Origin of the sequence: Micrococcus lacusdianchii (assembly GCF_023155805.1) — a bacterium.
Lineage (GTDB): Bacteria > Actinomycetota > Actinomycetes > Actinomycetales > Micrococcaceae > Micrococcus > Micrococcus lacusdianchii.
In genome coordinates this window covers 19,834-37,652 of record NZ_JAKNUW010000004.1, presented here as the reverse complement: position 1 = coordinate 37,652, position 17,819 = coordinate 19,834, and the positions used below count along the sequence as shown (strand labels likewise).

The window sequence follows — 17,819 nt, the reverse complement described above, 5'->3', positions numbered from 1 at the left end:
TGGGAAATGTAGGGCGCGTCACATCGCAGGTGTCGGGCCCCATAGTCCACATATCGGTTTCCAGGAGGAGCCCCATGCCACTGACCGCATCGACCGTCACGCGCACCGTCAGCGTGGACGGTGCCTCCGTCACCTGCCACGACTCGGTGACACCCGGGGAGCTCGACCGGCCTCTCGTGCTGGTCCACGGCACGGGCGGGACGACCGCCTCGCACTTCGGCCACCTGTTCCCCATGATGGCCACGCGGACGCGCGTCATCGCCGTCGACTGGGCACCGCCGGCCGACCCCGCCGCGGACCTGACCGTCAACCTGCTGGTCGGCCAGGTGCGGGCCGCCGTCGACGAGCTCCTCGGCCCCGACACCGCGTTCGACCTGCTGGGCTACTCACTCGGCTCCGTCGTGGCCGGGCAGCTGGCCGCCGACCTCGGTCGCCGTGTGGAGAACCTCGTGCTCGTGGCCGGCTGGGCGACGACGGATGTCCACCAGCGCCTGCGCAACGAGGTCTGGCGGCACCTGTACGCCACGAGCCCTGATGCCCTGGCCCGTTACACGGCCTTCTGCGGCCTGTCCCCGCTGGCCCTGCGCCCCCTGACCCCGGCCATGCTCGACGGGGCGCTCGCCTCCCTGACCGCGGACGAGTTCACCGCCCGGCAGATGGACCTGAACGCCCGCGTGGACGTCGCCGACCGTCTCTCCGCCGTCACCGCGCGGACACTGATCGTCTCCTGTGCCGAGGACATCATGGTCCCGCCCCATCACCAGTACGAGCTGCTCGGCATCATCGACGACGCACGGCTGACGACCATGACGAGCGGCCACGCCTTCTTCCTCGAGCGCCCGGCCGAACTCATGCAGATCGTCGACCTGCACCTGCGCGAGCCCGACCGCCACCCGGCCGGCGCGATCATCCCCGAGACCCACGCCTGAGTGAGGGGCCAGCCATGACCACCACCACGACCACCACCGACGTGCGCCCCGCACTGCGCGACGAGTCCGCTGAGATCCTCATCATCGGCTCCGGATTCGCCGGCCTCGGCATGGGCGCCCAGCTGCGGCGTCACGGCCGCGAGGACTTCCTCATCCTGGACCGCGCCCAGCAGGTCGGCGGGACCTGGAGGGACAACACCTACCCGGGTGCCGCGTGCGACGTCCCGAGCCACCTCTACAGCTTCTCCTTCGCGCCGAACCCGCAGTGGTCGGGCTTCTACACACCGGGCCCGGAGATCCAGGACTACCTCGTGCGCTTCTCCGAGGACGAGGGCCTCACCCCGCACCTGCGTCTCGGGGCGGACATGCTCGAAGCGCACTGGGACCCCGAGACGGAGCGGTGGACGGTGCGGACCCCTCGCGGGACCTACACGGGACGCTGGCTCGTCATGGGCACCGGGCACCTCGCCGACCCCCGCCTGCCGGACGTCCCGGGTCTCGACGCCTTCGAGGGCGAGGTCATCCATTCCGCCCGCTGGGACCACACGGTGGACCTGAAGGGCAAGCGTGTCGCCGTCGTCGGCACCGGCGCCTCCGCGATCCAGGTCATCCCCGAGCTGGCGGCGACGGCGGCCGAGCTCGTCGTCTTCCAGCGCACCCCCGCGTGGGTCACCCCGCGCGTGGTCAAGCCGTATTCCGCGGCCGTGCGGCGCATGTTCGAGCGCGCCCCGCACACCATGCAGCGCGAGCGCGACGACATCTTCTGGTTCGCCGAGTCGAGCTATGCCCAGCGCCGCGGTGTGCCGGCCGCGCTGGACCAGGTCCGGGCCCAGGCCCTCGGGCACCTGGCCGCCGCGGTCTCCGACCCCGAGCTCCGCGAGCGCCTCACGCCGCGGTACCTGCCGGGCTGCAAGCGTGTGCTCGTCTCCAACGACTACTACCCGGCCATGGCCCGGGACAACGTCACCCTGGAGGACAGCGCGCTGGACCGCGTCGAGGGGAGCCGGCTGTTCGGCGTGAGCGGTCACGGGTACGAGGTCGACGTCGTCGTCCTCTGCACCGGCTTCGAGGCGGCCCAGCCGCCGTTCGCCGAGCGCGTCCACGACGGTGAGGGCCGTTCCCTGGCCGATCACTGGAGCAGCGGCATGGCGGCGTTCGACTCCACGGCCGTGGCGGGATTCCCGAATCTGTTCGCCATCAACGGGCCGAACACCTCGCTGGGGCACAACTCGATCGTCTACATCATCGAGTCGCAGATCGCGTACATCTTGGAGGCCCTGGACCGGGTGGAGCACGAGGGAATCAGGACGATGGTCCCCGAGACACTCGCCCAGGAGGAGTACGTGGACCGTCTCCAGGAGCGGGCCGCCACCTCGGTGTGGCTCGTGGACGGTGGCTGCCACTCCTGGTACGTCGACCCCCGTTCGGGCAAGTTGACGCTGATCTGGCCCGACTACGCCTACGACTTCCGCGCCCGCAACGGCCACTTCACCGGGGAGGGCTTCCTCTCCTCGGCGAGCGGGGAGCCCGAGCCCATGCCGGTGCGCGAGCCCGAGCGATCGGTCGCGCTGATCTGAGCCGGCCCGCCCCGGGGCAGGGGGTCGGGTGGGGCCGTCAGTAGACTGACCCCACCCGACCGTCGTCCTTCTGGAGGAGTCTGCGCATGCGCGTCCACATCGCCACCGACCACGCCGGCATGGAGCTGTCCGCCCATCTGGTGGAGCACCTCACCGCCGCCGGCTACGAGATGGTGGACCACGGACCCACCGAGTACGACGCGCAGGACGACTACCCGGGCTTCTGCATCAACGCCGCCCGCGCCGTCGTCGCCGACCGCGAGCAGGGACTGGACTCGCTCGGCATCGTGCTGGGCGGCTCCGGCAACGGCGAGCAGATCGCCGCCAACAAGGTGGCCGGCGTCCGCGCCGCCCTGGCCTGGAACCTGGACACGGCGCGGCTGGCCCGCGAGCACAACGACGCGAACGTCGTGGCCGTCGGCGGTCGGCAGCACTCGCTCGAGGAGGCCACCGAGCTCATCGAGGCGTTCCTGGCCGCGCCGTTCTCCGAGGACGAGCGCCACGTGCGTCGCATCGGGAAGATCGCGCAATACGAGAGCACCGGAGAGGTGCTGATGTGAGTGCCTGAGGGCCATTCCCTCCACCGCCTGGCCCGGCATGTGCAGGACGTCTTCGGTGGCCAGATGCTCCGGGCCACCTCGCCGCAGGGGCGGTTCGCCGACGGCGCCGCCCTGCTGGACGGCCGAATCCTGGAACGGGCCTGGGCCCACGGCAAGCACTTCTTCGCAGACATGGCGGGCGGTGTGACCCTCCACATCCACCTCGGCCTGTACGGGGCCATGAGCTTCGGCGGGGATGAGGTGTTCGCGGCGGCCTCCTCGATCGGGGCGCCCCGCCGCATCGGCGAGCAGGAGACCCGCACCCCGATCGCCTCCGCATCCCAGGCCGACGACGACGATCCCCGTCCCCCCGCGACCTCCGGCCAGGAGAAGCTCGTGTGCGGGGTCACCACGGCGCGCACCCCCGCCGTCGTGCCGCCCCCGCCGCGGGACACCGTGCGGCTACGCCTGCAGTCCGAGCACGGGTGGGCGGACCTGGTCGGCGCCACCACGTGCCGGGTGCTGATCCCGGAGGAGGTCGCGTCCGTCCTCGACCGGCTGGGGCCCGACCCGCTCAACGGAGACGACGCCGGCCGCTTTGTCGAGCGGGCATCCCGCACGAGGCGGCCGATCGGCGCCGTGCTCATGGACCAGGCGGCGGTGGCGGGGATCGGCAACATCTTCCGCGCCGAGTCCCTGTTCCGAGCGGGCCTGGACCCGTGGACCCCGGCGCGGGAGGTCGGGGAGCAGCCCCTGTGCGCGCTCTACGAGGACAACGGGGATCTGATGCGCACCGGCGTGCGCCTGGGGCGGATCGTCACCACGACGCCGGAGCACCGGGCTGCCGCCCCCGGGGGGAGTCATCCGTCCTATTACGTGTACCACCGGCAGGGGCAGCCGTGTCTCGTATGCGGAGTGGACGCGATCGTGGTGGAGGAGATGGCCACCCGCAAGCTCTACCGCTGCACTGTCTGCCAAAGCTGAGTCAGGCCTCGACGATGCATGGTGAGGACATACCCTCACGTCCCTGTCCGGGAGCGCGGAGGAGGGTGTGTCCTCACCAGTTCATCGGGTCATCGTCGGCGTGAGAGCCATATCGCCGCCACTGCGACCGAGCGACCGGATCAGGCGCGGGGCTGCTCGATCGTGGTGCGGGTGACGGGGGCCGCCGTCGTGGTGTCCTCGCGGGTCACCAGGGTCGGCTCGGAGCCGGCGCCGCGGTCCTCCTTGCCGCCCCCGGCGGGGAGCAGGCGGCCGGCGACCGCTCCGCTGGCGGCGCCCAGGGCGAAGCCGCCCAGGCCCACGCCCCAGGGGAAGCCGGCGCGGCGGGCGGGACGACGCGCGGAGAGTAGCAGCGACGGGCCGCGGCGGTCGCCGATGAGGCCTGACAGTAGCCCGGAGCCGCGCTTCGCGGCGGCGGTCGGGCGGGCATTCATGCCGCGCCAGTCGCCGTAGGCGCGGACGGCGCGGGGGCCGAACTTCACCGCCAGGCGGGCGGGCAGGGGGAGGAGGGCCGTCGCGCGGCCGGTGAGGAACGAGGAGATCGACATGCCCCGGACGCTACGGGAACCGGGGGAGGGGAGGTCAACGGTCGGCGGACCGGCACGCTCCCCGACCACGACGGGGCCCGTCCGGACACGGGCCCCGTCGTGGTGGTGCGGCGGAGGGGATGACGGGAATCGAACCCGCGTAGCCAGTTTGGAAGACTGGGGCTCTACCATTGAGCTACATCCCCGCGGGCCGGCACAGGGTGCCGGCCGGCGGCGACCACCCTAGCACGCGGGGCCCGGCGCCCGTCCGATGACGTCGGCCTCGCCGGCTCCCCGCCTCCACCCGACCTGAGGGAGCAGCCCATGGCCCCGCGCCTCCCCCTTCCCCTCCGACGTGCCCGCTCCCGCGCGCTGGCCCTGCGCGGCCGGACCGTCCTGGTCACCGGCGGCGGCTCCGGCATCGGCCGCCTCATGGCCCTGGGGGCGGCCCGGCGCGGCGCCGCCCGCGTGATCGTGTGGGACCTGGACGCCGACGCCGGTGCTCGCGTCGCCGTCGAGGCCCGCGCCCTCGGCGTGCAGACTGAGGCCGCCCGCGTGGACGTCACGGACGCCGCCGCCGTCGCCGAGGCCGCGTCCAAGGCGGGGGCGGTGGACGTCGTCGTGAACAACGCCGGCGTGGTCACGGGAGCGTCCCTGCTGGAGGCCTCTGAGGCGGGGATCCGCCGGACCTACGAGGTCAACGCCCTGGCCCCCTACTGGGTCACCCGCGCGTTCCTGCCCGGGATGCTGGAGCGGGACCGGGGCACCGTGGTGACGGTGGCCTCGGCGGCCGGGCTGGTGGGGGTGGCCCGACAGACCGACTACTCGGCGTCCAAGCACGCGGCCGTGGGGTTCACCGAGTCCCTCGAGGCGGAGCTGCGTCAGCGAGGCAGCGGCGTCGGCACGCTGACGGTGTGCCCGTTCTACATCTCCACCGGCATGTTCGACGGCGTCCGCACCCGGATCCCGGCCCTGCTGCCCATCCTCGAGCCCGAGGCGGTGGCCGAGGCCGTGCTCGACGCCGTCGAGGACGGGCGGCGCCGCCTGCTGATGCCCGCCGCCGTGCACCTGATCGCCCCGCTGCGGGCCCTGCCGGTGCGCGCGTTCGATGCGACCATGGACCTGCTGGGCGTCAACCGGACCATGGACGGGTTCACCGGTCGCATGGGGGCGGCACCCGGGGGCCCTCCGGTGGCGGATTCCCGCCCGGACGACGCGGCGCGGTAGGCTTCCCCAGTCTGCCTCCGGGCAGTGTTTCGGGTGCCCGCGGCGCCGCGGTCGGAGCCGTCCCGGCGCGGAGTCCGCCACGGGGTGTAGCTCAGCTTGGTAGAGCGCGCGCTTTGGGAGCGTGAGGCCGCAGGTTCAAATCCTGTCACCCCGACTCGACGTCACAGTAAACCGACAACCCAGTTCAACAGGAGCCGTCCGTGGTCAAGTCCACCGCAGAGAACCTCAGCCCGACCCGCGTCAAGCTGACCGTCGAGGTGCCGTTCGAGGAGGTGAAGCCCGCGCTGGACAAGGCCTACAAGGACATCGCCCAGCAGGTCCAGATCCCCGGCTTCCGCCAGGGCAAGGTCCCCGCGCGCCTGATCGAGCAGCGCTTCGGCCGCGCGGCCGTCGTGGACCAGGCCGTGAACGACAGCCTCAACACCTGGTTCGGTCAGGCCGTCGCCGAGGCCGAGGCCACCCCGATCTCCCGCCCCGAGGTGGACGTCACCGAGGTGCCCGTGGGTGACACGGCCGAGGGCCCCGTGGTCTTCACCGCTGAGTTCGACGTGCGCCCCACCATCGAGCTGCCGGACTACAAGGGCATCAAGGTCACCGTGGAGCCCGCCGCGGCCACCGCCGAGGACGAGCAGGCCCAGCTGGACGCCCTGCGTTCCCGCTTCGGCACCCTCAAGGACGTGGACCGCCCGGCCGCCCAGGACGACTTCGTCACGATGAACCTGACCGCCACGGTCGACGGTGAGCAGGTCGACCAGGCCGAGGGCCTGTCCTACCAGGTGGGCGCCGGCACCATGCTCGAGGGCATCGACGAAGCCCTCGACGGCCTGTCCGCCGGTGAGGACGCCACCTTCGAGACCACGCTCAACGGCGGCGAGCACGACGGCGAGACCGCCGTGGTCAAGCTGGAGCTGACAGCCGTCAAGGAGCGCGAGCTGCCCGAGGCCGACGACGACTTCGCCCAGCTGGCCTCCGAGTTCGACACCATCGCCGAGCTCAAGGAGGACCTGAAGAAGCAGGCCGCCGAGGAGGCCGTAAACCGCCAGGGCGTCGAGGCCCGCGACAAGGTCCTCGAGGAGCTGACCAAGCTCGTCGAGGTCCCGGTGCCGGACGGCGTCATCGCCGAGCAGGTCGAGCAGCACTTCTCGGCCGGCGGTCACACCGCGGGCGACGACCACGACACCGCCGAGCACCGTGCCGAGCTCGAGCAGAACACCCGCGAGGCGTTCGCCAACGAGGTCATCCTGGACGAGGTCGCCGAGGCCGAGGAGGTCACGGTCGACCAGGGCGAGCTGATCGAGTACATCATGGCCACCTCCTCCGAGTACGGCATGGACCCGAACCAGTTCGCCATGATGCTGGACCAGGCCGGCCAGATCCCGATGATCATGGGCGAGGTCCGCCGTCGCAAGGCCCTGGCCAAGGTCCTCGAGTACGCCGAGGTCACCGACACCGAGGGTGCGGCCGTGGACCTCACCGCGTTCGTGACCCCGGGCGGCCAGGAGGCCATCGACGCCGAGGCCGAGGCGGGGCAGGCCCCGGAGGTCGACGAGGCCTGATCCGCCCCGGACGCCGACGACGGCGCCCTTCACCCCGCGCGCGGGGTGAAGGGCGCCGTCGTCGTCCCCGAGCGCCCTCGGCCGGGCGACGCCGTCAGCGAAACGGCCGTGCACGGCCCCCGCGGCGACCGGTCGGAGGCTAGTCTCGATCACGATCCGGGATCCGTCCGTCGCCTGCGCGCGGAGGACGGCGGCCCGCACCGCGAATCGACAGGAAGGCAGCAGTGATGACGGACATCACCCCCCGCATGACGTCGGTGGATCCGACGCTCCGCGAGGACTACCTCTACAACCGGCTGCTCAAGGAGCGCATCATCTGGCTGGGGTCGGACGTGCGCGACGACAACGCCAACGCGATCTGCTCGCAGCTGCTCCTGCTCTCCGCCGAGGACGCGGAGAAGGACATCTACCTCTACATCAACTCCCCGGGCGGCTCGGTCACGGCGGGCATGGCGATCTACGACACCATGCAGTACATCCCGAACGACGTGGTGACCGTGGCCACCGGCCTGGCCGCCTCCATGGGCCAGTTCCTGCTGGCCTCCGGCGCCAAGGGCAAGCGCTACGCCACCCCGCACGCCCGCATCCTGATGCACCAGCCCTCGGGCGGCATCGGGGGCACCGAGTCGGACATCCGCATCCAGGCCCAGCTGATCCTGCACATGAAGCGCGTGATGGCGGAGCTGACCGCCGAGCAGACCGGCCAGGACGTCGACACGATCCTCGAGGACAACGCGCGTGACAAGTGGTTCACGGCGCAGGAGGCCCTCGAGTACGGCTTCATCGACCACATCGCGCAGAGCGCGGCCTCCGTCACCGGCGGCGGCGGCGTCGAGGGCTGAGCCCGCCCCGCAGCGCCCCCGACCGAACCTCCCAGGAGAGCAGAATGACCCAGTTCCCCGCCGGCCTGCCCGTCGGCACGCCGACCCAGCCCACCCCGGATGCCCGCTACATCCTCCCGCAGTTCGAGGAGCGGACTCCCTACGGCTTCAAGCGTCAGGACCCGTACGCCAAGCTCTTCGAGGACCGCATCGTGTTCCTCGGCGCCCAGGTGGACGACGCGTCCGCGGACGACATCATGGCCCAGCTGCTCGTGCTCGAGGCGATGGACTCCGAGCGCGACATCACGCTGTACATCAACTCGCCCGGCGGCTCGTTCACGGCGATGACGGCGATCTACGACACGATCCAGTTCATCCGTCCCGAGGTGCAGACCGTGTGCCTCGGCCAGGCCGCCTCCGCCGCCGCCGTGCTGCTGGCGGCCGGCGCACCGGGCAAGCGCCTGGCCCTGCCGAACGCCCGCGTGCTGATCCACCAGCCGGCCATGCAGGGCGACCGCGGCACCGCCACGGACCTCGAGATCCACGCGAACGAGATCAACCGCATGCGCGTCTGGATGGAGGAGACCCTGGCCTCCCTGTCGAACCGCACGCCGGAGGAGGTCTCGCGGGACATCGACCGGGACAAGTTCCTCTCCGCCGAGGGCGCCAAGGAGTACGGCCTCGTGGACGAGGTCCTCGCCTCCCGCAAGATCACCCGCCCGGCCTCCTGAGCCGAGGCCCCCAGGGCCCCGCCCGCCGTCGTCGGCCGGCGGGGCCCCGGCCGTCCGGGCAGCCCCCGGTCGCGCCGCGACACGCGGTCAACGTGTCCTGACCCCTGCGTATCCTGGACACCTGACCCGACGGCGGCGCCCACCCCGGCCTGCCCCGGCCACCACCAGACCCCGAGGAGACACCATGGCGCGCATCGGCGAGAGCGCGGACCTGCTGAAGTGCTCGTTCTGTGGAAAGAGCCAGAAGCAGGTGCGCAAGCTCATCGCGGGACCCGGGGTCTACATCTGTGACGAGTGCATCGAGCTGTGCAACGAGATCATCGAGGAGGAGCTCGGCGAGGCCACCGAGTCGGACGAGCCGGCCCTGCCTACTCCGCAGGAGATCTTCGACCACCTCGAGCGCTACGTGATCGGCCAGGAGGCCGCCAAGCGCTCGCTCGCCGTCGCCGTGTACAACCACTACAAGCGGGTGCGTGGCCATCAGGGCCGCGGGGGAGACCTCGCGGAGCGGCTCGAGGAGCGGGACGACCTCGCGGACGTGGAGGTCGGCAAGTCCAACATCCTCATGGTCGGCCCCACCGGCTCCGGCAAGACCTACCTGGCGCAGACCCTGGCGCGCATGCTCAACGTGCCGTTCGCCGTCGCGGACGCCACCAGCCTCACGGAGGCCGGCTATGTGGGTGAGGACGTGGAGAACATCCTCCTGAAGCTCATCCAGGCCGCGGACCACGACGTCAAGCGGGCCGAGCAGGGGATCATCTACATCGACGAGATCGACAAGATCTCCCGCAAGTCGGAGAACCCCTCCATTACGCGAGACGTGTCCGGCGAGGGGGTGCAGCAGGCGCTCCTGAAGATCCTCGAGGGCACCGTGGCCTCGGTGCCGCCGCAGGGCGGACGCAAGCACCCCCATCAGGAGTTCCTGCAGATCGACACGTCCAACGTGCTGTTCATCGTGGCCGGCGCCTTCGCGGGCCTCGACGAGATCATCGGGGCACGTGCCGGACGCAAGGGCATCGGCTTCGGTGCCCCGCTGAACCACCTCGGCTCAGGCGAGGTCACCTACGCGGACGTGCGCCCCGAGGACCTGCTGAAGTTCGGTCTCATCCCCGAGTTCATCGGCCGGCTCCCCGTCATCACCACGGTGGAGGACCTCTCCCATGAGCAGCTCGTGCGGGTGCTCACGGAGCCGCAGAACGCCCTGCTGAAGCAGTACCAGAAGCTGTTCCTGATGGACGGCGTGGACCTCGAGTTCGAGCCGGAGGCCCTGGACGCCGTCGTCCAGCTCGCCGACGCCCGTGGCACGGGCGCCCGCGGCCTGCGCTCCATCATGGAGGACGTGCTCAAGCCGGTCATGTTCGAGCTGCCCTCCCGCGAGGACGTGGGCACCGTGGTCATCTCCGGCGATGTGGTCCGCGGAGAGGCTGAGCCGGTCCTGATCCCGGCCGAGGTGGAGCGCAAGCGCCGCCGCCGGTCCGCGTGATCCTCGCCCGCTCGGCATAGATCGCCCGGCGGGGACGTTGGCCCCGCCAAGGAGCATCCACGCTCCGACTCCACGACCCCACCCGAGAGGACGCCGCCATGGCCGAGAGCACCGGCACCCCCGCCGTCGACTTCTACTTCGACCCCACCTGCCCGTTCGCCTGGATCACCTCCCGGTGGATCCTCGAAGTGGAGAAGGTCCGGGACGTCGAGGTGCGCTTCCGGCAGATGTCCCTCTACATGCTCAACGAGGGCCGCGAGCTGGACCCGGACTACCGCGCCGCCACGGACCGCGGCCTGGTCCCGGCTCGCGCCACCCTGCACGTGGGACGGGAGCGTCCCGAGCAGCTGGGGGACTGGTACGCCGCCCTCGGCACGAAGATCCACACCGAGGGTGTGAAGGACTACCCCACGGCCATCACCGCGGCCGCAGAGGAGCTCGGCTGGGACCCGGCCCCGATCCTCGCCGCCACCGGGTCCGACGCCGGTGACGACGAGCTGCGTGCGAAGCAGCGCGCCGCCGAGGAACTGGTCGGCAACGACGTCGGCACGCCCGTGGTCGCCTTCGAGGGCACCGCGTTCTTCGGCCCCGTCCTCACCCGCATCCCCCGCGGTGAGACCGCGGGGGAGATCTTCGACGGCGCCCTTGCTCTGGCCCGCTTCCCGTACTTCTACGAGATCAAGCGCGCCCGAACTACGGACCCGCAGTTCGACTGAGCGGCGGGCCGACGGTGGTGCGGGCCGGGCGGCCGGTGCGCGGCGACCGGCCGCGCGTGCCCCCACACCGGCCCGCCGCCTAGCGTGGTGCCATGCCTGCCACCGCTCACCTCGTGCTGCCCCACCAGCTGTTCGACGCCCAGCTCGACACGGCGCCGGAGGCGGGCCTGATCCTGCTCGAACACGACCTGCTCATCCGGCAGCTGCCGTTCCACGCACACAAGCTCGTCCTGCACCGTGCGTCCCTGCGCCGGTTCGCCCGGCGGGCGCGCAGCCGTGGGCGGACGGTCCACGTCCTCGACTCGCGCGGCGATCGCAGCAGCCGGAGCCAGCTCACCGCTCTGCTGCGCCGCCTCGGCGTGGAGCGCGTCACCTGCGTGGACGTGGTGGACGACTGGGTGTCCCGGGACATCACCGCGGCCCTCGTCGATGCCGGCATCACCCTGCACCCCGATGACGTCCTTGAGTCGCCGGGCTTCCTCACGGACCGGAGCAGCCTCTGGGATCAGCTCGGGGGCGAGTCTCCGCGCATGGCGGACTTCTACCGGTGGCAGCGGCGCCGGCTCGGTGTGCTTGTGGGGGCGGACGGCTCTCCGGCGGGCGGGCGGTGGTCCTTCGACACGGAGAACCGCAAGCGGCTGCCGCGGGGGCATCAGCCGCCCCCGGTGACGCTCGTCGAGCCCGAGGACCCCGACGTCATCGCCGCCATCGCGTGGGTGCACAAGGAATTCCCGGACGCCCCCGGCGACCCGGCCACGTTCTGCTGGCCCACGGCCCCCGACGAGGCCCGCGCCCTGCTGGACCAGTTCGTCGAGGAGCCCCTGCGCACCTTCGGCCCGTATGAGGACGCGATCGCCACGGCGTACCCGTTCGTATACCACTCCGTGCTCACCCCCGCGCTGAACGCAGGGCTGCTCACGCCGGACCAGGTGCTCGACGCGGTCCTCATCGAGCATGCCCGCGAGCCGGTGGACCTGCCGTCGCTCGAGGGGTTCGTGCGGCAGCTGATCGGGTGGCGGGAGTACATGCGGGGGCTGTACCACGTGCGCGGGCGCGCGCTGCGGACGGCCGACCGGCTGGGCTTCACCCGGGTCCTTCCTCCCGGCTGGTGGGACGGGTCCACGGGCCTCGACCCCGTGGACCACGTGATCCGGCGTGTCCTGGACACGGGCTACGCCCACCACATCGAACGTCTCATGGTGCTGGGGAATGCGCTGCTGCTGGAGCGGGTGCGCCCGGACGCAGTGTACGCATGGTTCGCGGCCATGTTCGTGGACGCCTACGACTGGGTGATGGTGCCCAACGTGTACGCGATGGGCCAGTTCGTGGCGGGCGACGCCGCCACCACCAAGCCCTACATCTCCGGATCCCGCTACATTCGATCCATGTCGGACATCGACGCGGGCCCCTGGACCGCCGCCTGGGACGGGCTCTACTGGTCGTTCGTGGACGACCACGTGGAGCTGTTCCGTGCCAACCGCCGCACGGCCATGATCGCCGCGCAGTGGGAGCGCATGGATCCTGACCGCCGCCGGGCCCACGGGGAGGCGGCCGCGCCGTGGCTGCCGGCGGGCACCGGGACGGAGGCCTGAGCGGCATGCCCGTCGACGCCCTCGAGCTCCGCCTGTCCGCCGCGGACGACGCCCTCGTGCGGGACGTGTGGGAGGCCCTGCGGGCCGCCGGGCTGCCCTCGCAGGCCGACCACCGGTCCGCGTCCAACGCCCCCCATGTCACCCTGCCGTCCCCGGCGGCACCGGGCGGGACGATCACGGGCGACGAGGCCGCCGCGGCCGTGGGTCCGCTGCTGCCCGCACCGCTACGCATCGGCGGCACCGTGCTCTTCGGTCGGGACCGGCCCACCGTGGCCTGGCTGCTGGAGGCTTCGGCGGACCTCGCCCTGGCGGTGGAGCGGCGCTCGGCGCAGCGGGACCCCACCGCCTTCCGCCCGTGGATCCCGCACCTCAGCCTGGCCCGTCGGGTCCCGAGGCAGGACGTGAGCGGGGTGCTCGCCGCCGTGGCGCCCATGACCCCCCGGGAGGTCGTCGCCGACCGGCTCCTGCTGTGGCAGCCGGGTCCGCGCACGCTCACGACACTGGTGGCGCCGTCGATCTGAGACGTCCGGCCCGCCCCCCCACCATGGCCCAGGCGGTCCGGAGCGGGCGACGGCCCCCACCTGGAGGTGGGGGCCGTCGTCGTCCGGTGCGCGGGGGCGTCAGGCCTCGTCGGCGGGGGCCAGCTCGACGTCGGCGACGGTGAGCTCCACGCCGCCCTCCGCGAGCGTCAGCTCGGCGACGTTGCCCGCAGCCTTGAGGTCCGCGACGCCGCCGCGCAGGGCCTCGAGCTGTGCCGCCGGAGCGGTGACGGTGGCCGTGCGGACGGCGGTGCGCTGCTTCACCTTGGCCTCCGACTTGGCCTTGCGCACGCCGCCCAGGGCCTGGGCCACGACCGCCAGCACGAGCGGGTCGCCGTCGGTGGCGGCGGACTGGAGCGCGTCGAGCTCCGCGGGCAGGCCCGGCCACGGCGCCCGGTGCACCGACCCGGTGCGCCACCAGCTCCAGACCTCCTCGGTGGCGAACGGCTGGAACGGCGCAAGCAGGCGCAGCAGAGCGTCCAGGGTGGTGGCGAGAGTGGCCACCACGGAGGCCTGCTCGGCCTCCCCGTGGCCGCCGTACGCGCGGTCCTTGATCAGCTCCACGTAGTCGTCCGTGAAGGCCCAGAAGAACTGCTCGGTCACGTTGAGGGCACGCGCGTAGTCGTAGGCCTCGAACGCGCGGGTCGCCTGCTCCACGGTGGCCGCGAGGCGCGCCAGCAGGGAGGCGTCCAGCGGATTGGTGACGGCCGCGGCGTCGTCGGCTGTGCGGACCACGGCGTCCTGCGTGGCACCGAGGTTGAGCACGAACTTGGCGGCGTTGAGCAGCTTGATGGCCAGGCGGCGGCCGATCTTCATCTGCGCCACCTCGTACGCGGTGTCCGCGCCCAGGCGGGCCGAGGAGGCCCAGTAGCGGACGGCGTCCGCGCCGAACTCGTCCAGGATGTCCGTGGGGACCACCACGTTGCCCTTGGACTTGGACATCTTCTTGCGGTCCGGGTCCAGGATCCAGCCGGACAGCGCGGTGTCCGTCCACGGCACGGAGCCGTTGAGGGCGTCCGCGCGCACCACGGTGGAGAACAGCCAGGTGCGGATGATGTCGTGGCCCTGCGGGCGCAGGTCGAACGGGAAGACGTTCTGGAAGAACTGCTCGTCCCGGCTCCACCGGCCCACGATCTGCGGGGTGAGCGACGACGTCGCCCACGTGTCCAGCACGTCCGGGTCGCCGGTGAAGCCGCCGGGGACGTCGCGCTGGTCCTCGGAGAAGCCCGGGGCGGCCTCGGCGGCCGGGTCCACGGGGAGCTGCTCGTCGGCCGGGACGATCGGGTGCTCATAGTCGGGCTCACCCTCCGCGTCGAGCGGGTACCAGACCGGGATCGGCACCCCGAAGAAGCGCTGGCGGGAGACCAGCCAGTCGCCGTTGAGGCCCTCCACCCAGTTCTCGTAGCGGTGGCGCATGTGCTCCGGGTGCCAGGACAGCTCCCGGCCGCGCGCGATCAGGCCCGCGCGGCGCTCGGCGTCACGGCCGCCGTTGCGGATGTACCACTGGCGGGAGGTGACCACCTCGAGGGGCTTGTCGCCCTTCTCGTAGAAGTTCACGGCGTGCATGATCTTCTTCGGCTCTCCGTCCAGCAGGCCGGCCGCGGTGAGGGCGTCCACCACACCCTGCTTGGCGGAGAACACGGTCTTGCCGGCCACGGTGTCCGCATAGGCCTGTCGGCCGGCGTCCGTGGTGATCCACTCGGGGGTGTCGGCGGCGAAGCGGCCGTCACGGCCGATCAGGGTGCGGGTCGGCAGCTGCAGTTCGCGCCACCAGGTGACGTCGTTGAGGTCGCCGAAGGTGCAGACCATGGCGATGCCCGAGCCCTTGTCCGGCTTGGCCAGCGCGTGCGGGAACACCTCCACCTCGACGCCGTACAGCGGGGAGGTGACGGTGGTCCCGAACAGGTGCTGGTAGCGCTCGTCGTCCGGGTGGGCCACGAGGCCGGAGCAGGAGGCCAGCAGCTCGGGACGGGTGGTCTCGATGAACACCTGCTCGCCGTCCGCGGCGGTGAAGGCGTAGCGGTGGTAGGCGCCGGGGACCTCACGGTCCTCGAGCTCGGCCTGGGCCACGGCGGTGCGGAAGGTCACGTCCCACATGGTGGGGGCCTCGGACAGGTAGGCGTCGCCGTCGGCGACGTTCTTCAGGAAGGCGCGCTGGGAGACGGCGCGGGAGACGTCGTCGATGGTCCGGTAGGTCATGTCCCAGTCGACGGACAGGCCGAGACGGGTGAAGAGGTCCTCGAAGACCTTCTCGTCCTGCACGGCGAGCTCCTCGCAGAGCTCGATGAAGTTCCGGCGGGAGACCACGTCCCAGTCGCGCTGGTTCTTCGCGGGCGTCTCCGGCGGGCGGTAGCCCTCCACGTACGGCTTGGCCGGGTCGCAGCGGACGCCGTAGTAGTGCTGCACGCGCCGCTCGGTGGGCAGGCCGTTGTCGTCCCAGCCCATCGGGTAGAACACGTTCTTGCCGGACATGCGCTGGAAGCGGGCCAGCACGTCCGTCTGCGTGTAGGAGAACACGTGGCCCACGTGCAGGGAGCCGGAGGCCGTGGGCGGGGGAGTGTCGATCGAGTAGACCTGCTCGCGGGTGGTGTGCGCGTCGAAGGCGTACACGCCCTCCTCGGCCCAGCGGGCGGTCAGCTTCTCCTCGAGGCCCTCCAGAGCCGGCTTGTCCGGGACCGCCACGGCGGAGGTGCTCGGAGCGGTCGATGCGTCGGTGGGCGTGTCTGTGCCCTGCGTGTTCTCAGCCATGCCCGCCATCCTCCCATGACCGGGGCGGCGGGCCGGGCCTGCGACGACGCCCGGGACGTCCCGCCCTTCCAAACGCTCGACCTGGGGGAGGTGAACGGGGCGGTGCTCCGAACGGCACGGCTCGGCTACGGTCGGAGGCGTGAGCCACACCCATGAACCTGCGAAGAACCCCGCCCGCGCCGCCGTCGTGACGGGGGCCACGAGCGGCATCGGCCGCGCCGCGGCCCTCGAGCTCGCCCGCCGCGGCTGGCGCGTGTACGCCGTCGGCCGCCGGGCCGAGCGCCTCGAGACCCTCGCTGCCGACGCCCGGGCCGAGGGCGTGAGCGGCGACGTCGTCCCCGCCGCCCTGGACGTCACGGACGAGGCCGCCGTCGCCGCGCTGGCCTCGCGCGTCGAGGCCGACGGCGGCGCCGACACCCTCGTCAACATCGCCGGCGGCGCGCTCGGCACGGACGCGGTGGGCGTGGGCGACCGCGCCGACTGGGAGTGGATGTACCGCGTCAACGTGCTCGGCACCCTGACGATGTGCCAGGCGTTCCTGCCCATGCTCCGCGCCCACGGCGAGGGCACCGTGCTCAACCTGACCTCGACCGCCGCCGTCACCGCCTACGAGGGCGGCGCCGGCTACAACGCCGCGAAGATGGGCCAGCACGGGCTCACCGGCGCGCTGCGCCTGGAGGAGGCCGAGCACAACGTGCGGGTGATCGAGGTGCTGCCGGGCATGGTCCACACCGAGGAGTTCTCCCGCAACCGCCTGGGCGGCGACCAGTCCGCCGCGGACGCCGTGTACGCGGGCGTGGAGAAGCCGCTCACCGCCGAGGACGTCGCCGAGGTGTGCGTCCACGCCGTCGAGCTGCCCCACCACGTGAACCTGGATCAGATCGTGATGCGGCCGGTCGCCCAGGCCGCCCAGCACAAGGTGATCCGCCGGTGAGCGGCGGGCCGCAGAACGTGTGGGCCGACGCGGTGGGCTCGGCATGAGCGCGCCCGTGCTGCACGTGATCGCCTGCGCCCACGGCACGCACGACGCGGCCGGCCGCGTCGTGATCGACGGCCTCCGTGCCGACCTGGCGGCCCTCCTGGCCGCCGAGGGGCCGGGCGCCCAGGTCCACGAGGCCTACGTGGACGTGCAGAGCCCCTCCCTCGACGAGGTCGTGGCGGCCCTGCCCCCGGGGGAGCCGGCCGTGATCGTGCCGCTGCTGCTGTCCCTGGGCCACCACGTCCACCACGACATCCACCACGCCGCGGCCGCCCGACCCGACACGATCGCCGCCGCACCGCTGGCCGGGGCCGGGGACGACGTCGAGCCGCGCCTGGTGACCGTTCTGGCCGAGCGGGTGGCCCGGGCGCTCCCGGCCGGTGAGGCCGCGACCTCGGACGTCATCCTGGCGGCGGCCGGTACCCGCGCCGCGGACGGTCAGGCCCAGGTGCACGCCCTGGCCGCGGCCCTGGCCCGGGCCACGGGACTGCCCGTGACCGCGGCGTTCGGGGCGGCGGCCACCCCCCGGGTGCCCGACGCCGTCGCCCGGGTGCGCGCCGCCGGCCGTCGCGCCGTGGTGGCCGCCCACCTGCTGGCCCCCGGGTACTTCCACGACCGACTCGGCGAGAGCGGCGCGGACGCGGTCACCGACCCCCTGCTGCCGCATCCGCTGGTGGCGCGGATCGCCCTGGACCGGCTGCGGTCCGCCCTCGCCGAGGCCCCGAGCGGAGCCGCCGGAGACCGCTGATCCGTTCGTCACACGGCCGGGGCCGGGCCGGGCCCCGGCCGCGGCCCGGCCCCGGGAACGTGACGAACCGCGTCGACGATCTTGGGGCCGGCATGCCGGGTTCCT

General features: G+C 72.3%; 16 protein-coding genes and 2 tRNA genes. 15 read left to right on the top strand and 3 right to left on the bottom strand.

Annotated elements, in window-relative coordinates; genetic code table 11:
* The first annotated feature begins 74 nt into the window (after nucleotides 1–74).
* From MA879_RS03510 to MA879_RS03495, 4 genes are all read left to right on the top strand, one after another.
* Nucleotides 75–929 carry an alpha/beta fold hydrolase gene (locus MA879_RS03510; RefSeq protein ID WP_248123554.1) on the top strand — a complete coding sequence of 285 codons (855 nt, stop codon included), beginning with the start codon at nucleotides 75–77 and terminating at the stop codon, nucleotides 927–929.
* A 14-nt stretch (nucleotides 930–943) separates the two neighbouring features.
* The gene (locus MA879_RS03505; RefSeq protein WP_248123552.1) at nucleotides 944–2,506 is read left to right on the top strand and encodes a flavin-containing monooxygenase; all 1,563 of its coding nucleotides are present in this window, start codon (nucleotides 944–946) and stop codon (nucleotides 2,504–2,506) included.
* Between the two features lie 86 nt (nucleotides 2,507–2,592).
* Nucleotides 2,593–3,066, top strand: a complete 474-nt coding sequence (locus tag MA879_RS03500) for a ribose-5-phosphate isomerase (RefSeq protein WP_248123550.1) — start codon at nucleotides 2,593–2,595, stop codon at nucleotides 3,064–3,066.
* Nucleotides 3,067–4,029 (top strand): Fpg/Nei family DNA glycosylase, encoded by a 963-nt coding sequence (locus MA879_RS03495; protein ID WP_248123548.1) that lies wholly within the window; start codon nucleotides 3,067–3,069, stop codon nucleotides 4,027–4,029.
* Between the two features lie 140 nt (nucleotides 4,030–4,169).
* Here the strand turns inward: MA879_RS03495 and MA879_RS03490 are convergent, their stop codons facing one another.
* Both MA879_RS03490 and MA879_RS03485 read right to left on the bottom strand, forming a co-directional pair.
* Nucleotides 4,170–4,595 (bottom strand): hypothetical protein, encoded by a 426-nt coding sequence (locus MA879_RS03490; RefSeq protein ID WP_248123546.1) that lies wholly within the window; start codon nucleotides 4,593–4,595, stop codon nucleotides 4,170–4,172.
* A gap of 114 nt (nucleotides 4,596–4,709) precedes the next feature.
* Nucleotides 4,710–4,780 (bottom strand) — tRNA-Gly (locus tag MA879_RS03485).
* Nucleotides 4,781–4,898: 118 nt separating this feature from the next.
* Between MA879_RS03485 and MA879_RS03480 the strand changes: the two genes are divergently transcribed.
* The 9 genes from MA879_RS03480 to MA879_RS03440 all read left to right on the top strand — a co-directional run bounded on the left by MA879_RS03480 (nucleotide 4,899) and on the right by MA879_RS03440 (nucleotide 13,221).
* Nucleotides 4,899–5,801: an SDR family oxidoreductase gene (locus tag MA879_RS03480; RefSeq protein ID WP_248123544.1), complete on the top strand. Its 903-nt coding sequence runs from the start codon at nucleotides 4,899–4,901 to the stop codon at nucleotides 5,799–5,801.
* A gap of 80 nt (nucleotides 5,802–5,881) precedes the next feature.
* Nucleotides 5,882–5,955 (top strand) — tRNA-Pro (locus tag MA879_RS03475).
* A gap of 46 nt (nucleotides 5,956–6,001) precedes the next feature.
* A complete protein-coding gene (tig, locus tag MA879_RS03470; protein WP_248123542.1) occupies nucleotides 6,002–7,357 on the top strand; it encodes a trigger factor in 1,356 nt (451 codons plus the stop codon).
* A gap of 248 nt (nucleotides 7,358–7,605) precedes the next feature.
* Nucleotides 7,606–8,199 (top strand): ATP-dependent Clp protease proteolytic subunit, encoded by a 594-nt coding sequence (locus MA879_RS03465; RefSeq protein WP_135028504.1) that lies wholly within the window; start codon nucleotides 7,606–7,608, stop codon nucleotides 8,197–8,199.
* 44 nt (nucleotides 8,200–8,243) lie between these two features.
* Nucleotides 8,244–8,909: an ATP-dependent Clp protease proteolytic subunit gene (locus tag MA879_RS03460; protein ID WP_248123540.1), complete on the top strand. Its 666-nt coding sequence runs from the start codon at nucleotides 8,244–8,246 to the stop codon at nucleotides 8,907–8,909.
* Nucleotides 8,910–9,093: 184 nt separating this feature from the next.
* On the top strand, nucleotides 9,094–10,392 hold the full coding sequence (gene clpX, locus MA879_RS03455) for an ATP-dependent Clp protease ATP-binding subunit ClpX (protein ID WP_248123538.1): 1,299 nt from the start codon (nucleotides 9,094–9,096) through the stop codon (nucleotides 10,390–10,392).
* A gap of 98 nt (nucleotides 10,393–10,490) precedes the next feature.
* Nucleotides 10,491–11,108 carry a mycothiol-dependent nitroreductase Rv2466c family protein gene (locus tag MA879_RS03450; RefSeq protein ID WP_248123536.1) on the top strand — a complete coding sequence of 206 codons (618 nt, stop codon included), beginning with the start codon at nucleotides 10,491–10,493 and terminating at the stop codon, nucleotides 11,106–11,108.
* Nucleotides 11,109–11,200: 92 nt separating this feature from the next.
* Nucleotides 11,201–12,700: a cryptochrome/photolyase family protein gene (locus MA879_RS03445; RefSeq protein WP_248123531.1), complete on the top strand. Its 1,500-nt coding sequence runs from the start codon at nucleotides 11,201–11,203 to the stop codon at nucleotides 12,698–12,700.
* A gap of 5 nt (nucleotides 12,701–12,705) precedes the next feature.
* Nucleotides 12,706–13,221 (top strand): 2'-5' RNA ligase family protein, encoded by a 516-nt coding sequence (locus MA879_RS03440; protein ID WP_248123530.1) that lies wholly within the window; start codon nucleotides 12,706–12,708, stop codon nucleotides 13,219–13,221.
* 99 nt (nucleotides 13,222–13,320) lie between these two features.
* On the opposite strand, the gene valS is transcribed toward MA879_RS03440, so the two are convergent.
* The gene (gene valS / locus MA879_RS03435; RefSeq protein ID WP_248123528.1) at nucleotides 13,321–15,987 is read right to left on the bottom strand and encodes a valine--tRNA ligase; all 2,667 of its coding nucleotides are present in this window, start codon (nucleotides 15,985–15,987) and stop codon (nucleotides 13,321–13,323) included.
* A gap of 139 nt (nucleotides 15,988–16,126) precedes the next feature.
* Here valS and MA879_RS03430 point away from each other — a divergent pair, with 139 nt between their 5' ends.
* Both MA879_RS03430 and MA879_RS03425 read left to right on the top strand, forming a co-directional pair.
* Entirely contained in the window at nucleotides 16,127–16,921 is a 795-nt protein-coding gene (locus MA879_RS03430) for an SDR family oxidoreductase (RefSeq protein WP_248123526.1), read from the top strand.
* A gap of 43 nt (nucleotides 16,922–16,964) precedes the next feature.
* Nucleotides 16,965–17,714 (top strand): sirohydrochlorin chelatase, encoded by a 750-nt coding sequence (locus tag MA879_RS03425; protein ID WP_248123525.1) that lies wholly within the window; start codon nucleotides 16,965–16,967, stop codon nucleotides 17,712–17,714.
* Nucleotides 17,715–17,819 lie beyond the last annotated feature (105 nt).

Excerpts from the sequence above, each read along its gene's own strand:
- MA879_RS03510 (WP_248123554.1), top strand. The coding sequence starts at position 75 with ATGCCACTGACCGCATCGACCGTCACGCGCACCGTCAGCGTGGACGGT.
- MA879_RS03505 (WP_248123552.1), top strand. The coding sequence starts at position 944 with ATGACCACCACCACGACCACCACCGACGTGCGCCCCGCACTGCGCGAC.
- MA879_RS03500 (WP_248123550.1), top strand. The coding sequence starts at position 2,593 with ATGCGCGTCCACATCGCCACCGACCACGCCGGCATGGAGCTGTCCGCC.
- MA879_RS03490 (WP_248123546.1), bottom strand. The coding sequence starts at position 4,595 with ATGTCGATCTCCTCGTTCCTCACCGGCCGCGCGACGGCCCTCCTCCCC.
- MA879_RS03480 (WP_248123544.1), top strand. The coding sequence starts at position 4,899 with ATGGCCCCGCGCCTCCCCCTTCCCCTCCGACGTGCCCGCTCCCGCGCG.
- MA879_RS03465 (WP_135028504.1), top strand. The coding sequence starts at position 7,606 with ATGACGTCGGTGGATCCGACGCTCCGCGAGGACTACCTCTACAACCGG.
- MA879_RS03460 (WP_248123540.1), top strand. The coding sequence starts at position 8,244 with ATGACCCAGTTCCCCGCCGGCCTGCCCGTCGGCACGCCGACCCAGCCC.
- clpX (WP_248123538.1), top strand. The coding sequence starts at position 9,094 with ATGGCGCGCATCGGCGAGAGCGCGGACCTGCTGAAGTGCTCGTTCTGT.
- MA879_RS03450 (WP_248123536.1), top strand. The coding sequence starts at position 10,491 with ATGGCCGAGAGCACCGGCACCCCCGCCGTCGACTTCTACTTCGACCCC.
- MA879_RS03445 (WP_248123531.1), top strand. The coding sequence starts at position 11,201 with ATGCCTGCCACCGCTCACCTCGTGCTGCCCCACCAGCTGTTCGACGCC.
- MA879_RS03440 (WP_248123530.1), top strand. The coding sequence starts at position 12,706 with ATGCCCGTCGACGCCCTCGAGCTCCGCCTGTCCGCCGCGGACGACGCC.
- valS (WP_248123528.1), bottom strand. The coding sequence starts at position 15,987 with ATGGCTGAGAACACGCAGGGCACAGACACGCCCACCGACGCATCGACC.
- MA879_RS03425 (WP_248123525.1), top strand. The coding sequence starts at position 16,965 with ATGAGCGCGCCCGTGCTGCACGTGATCGCCTGCGCCCACGGCACGCAC.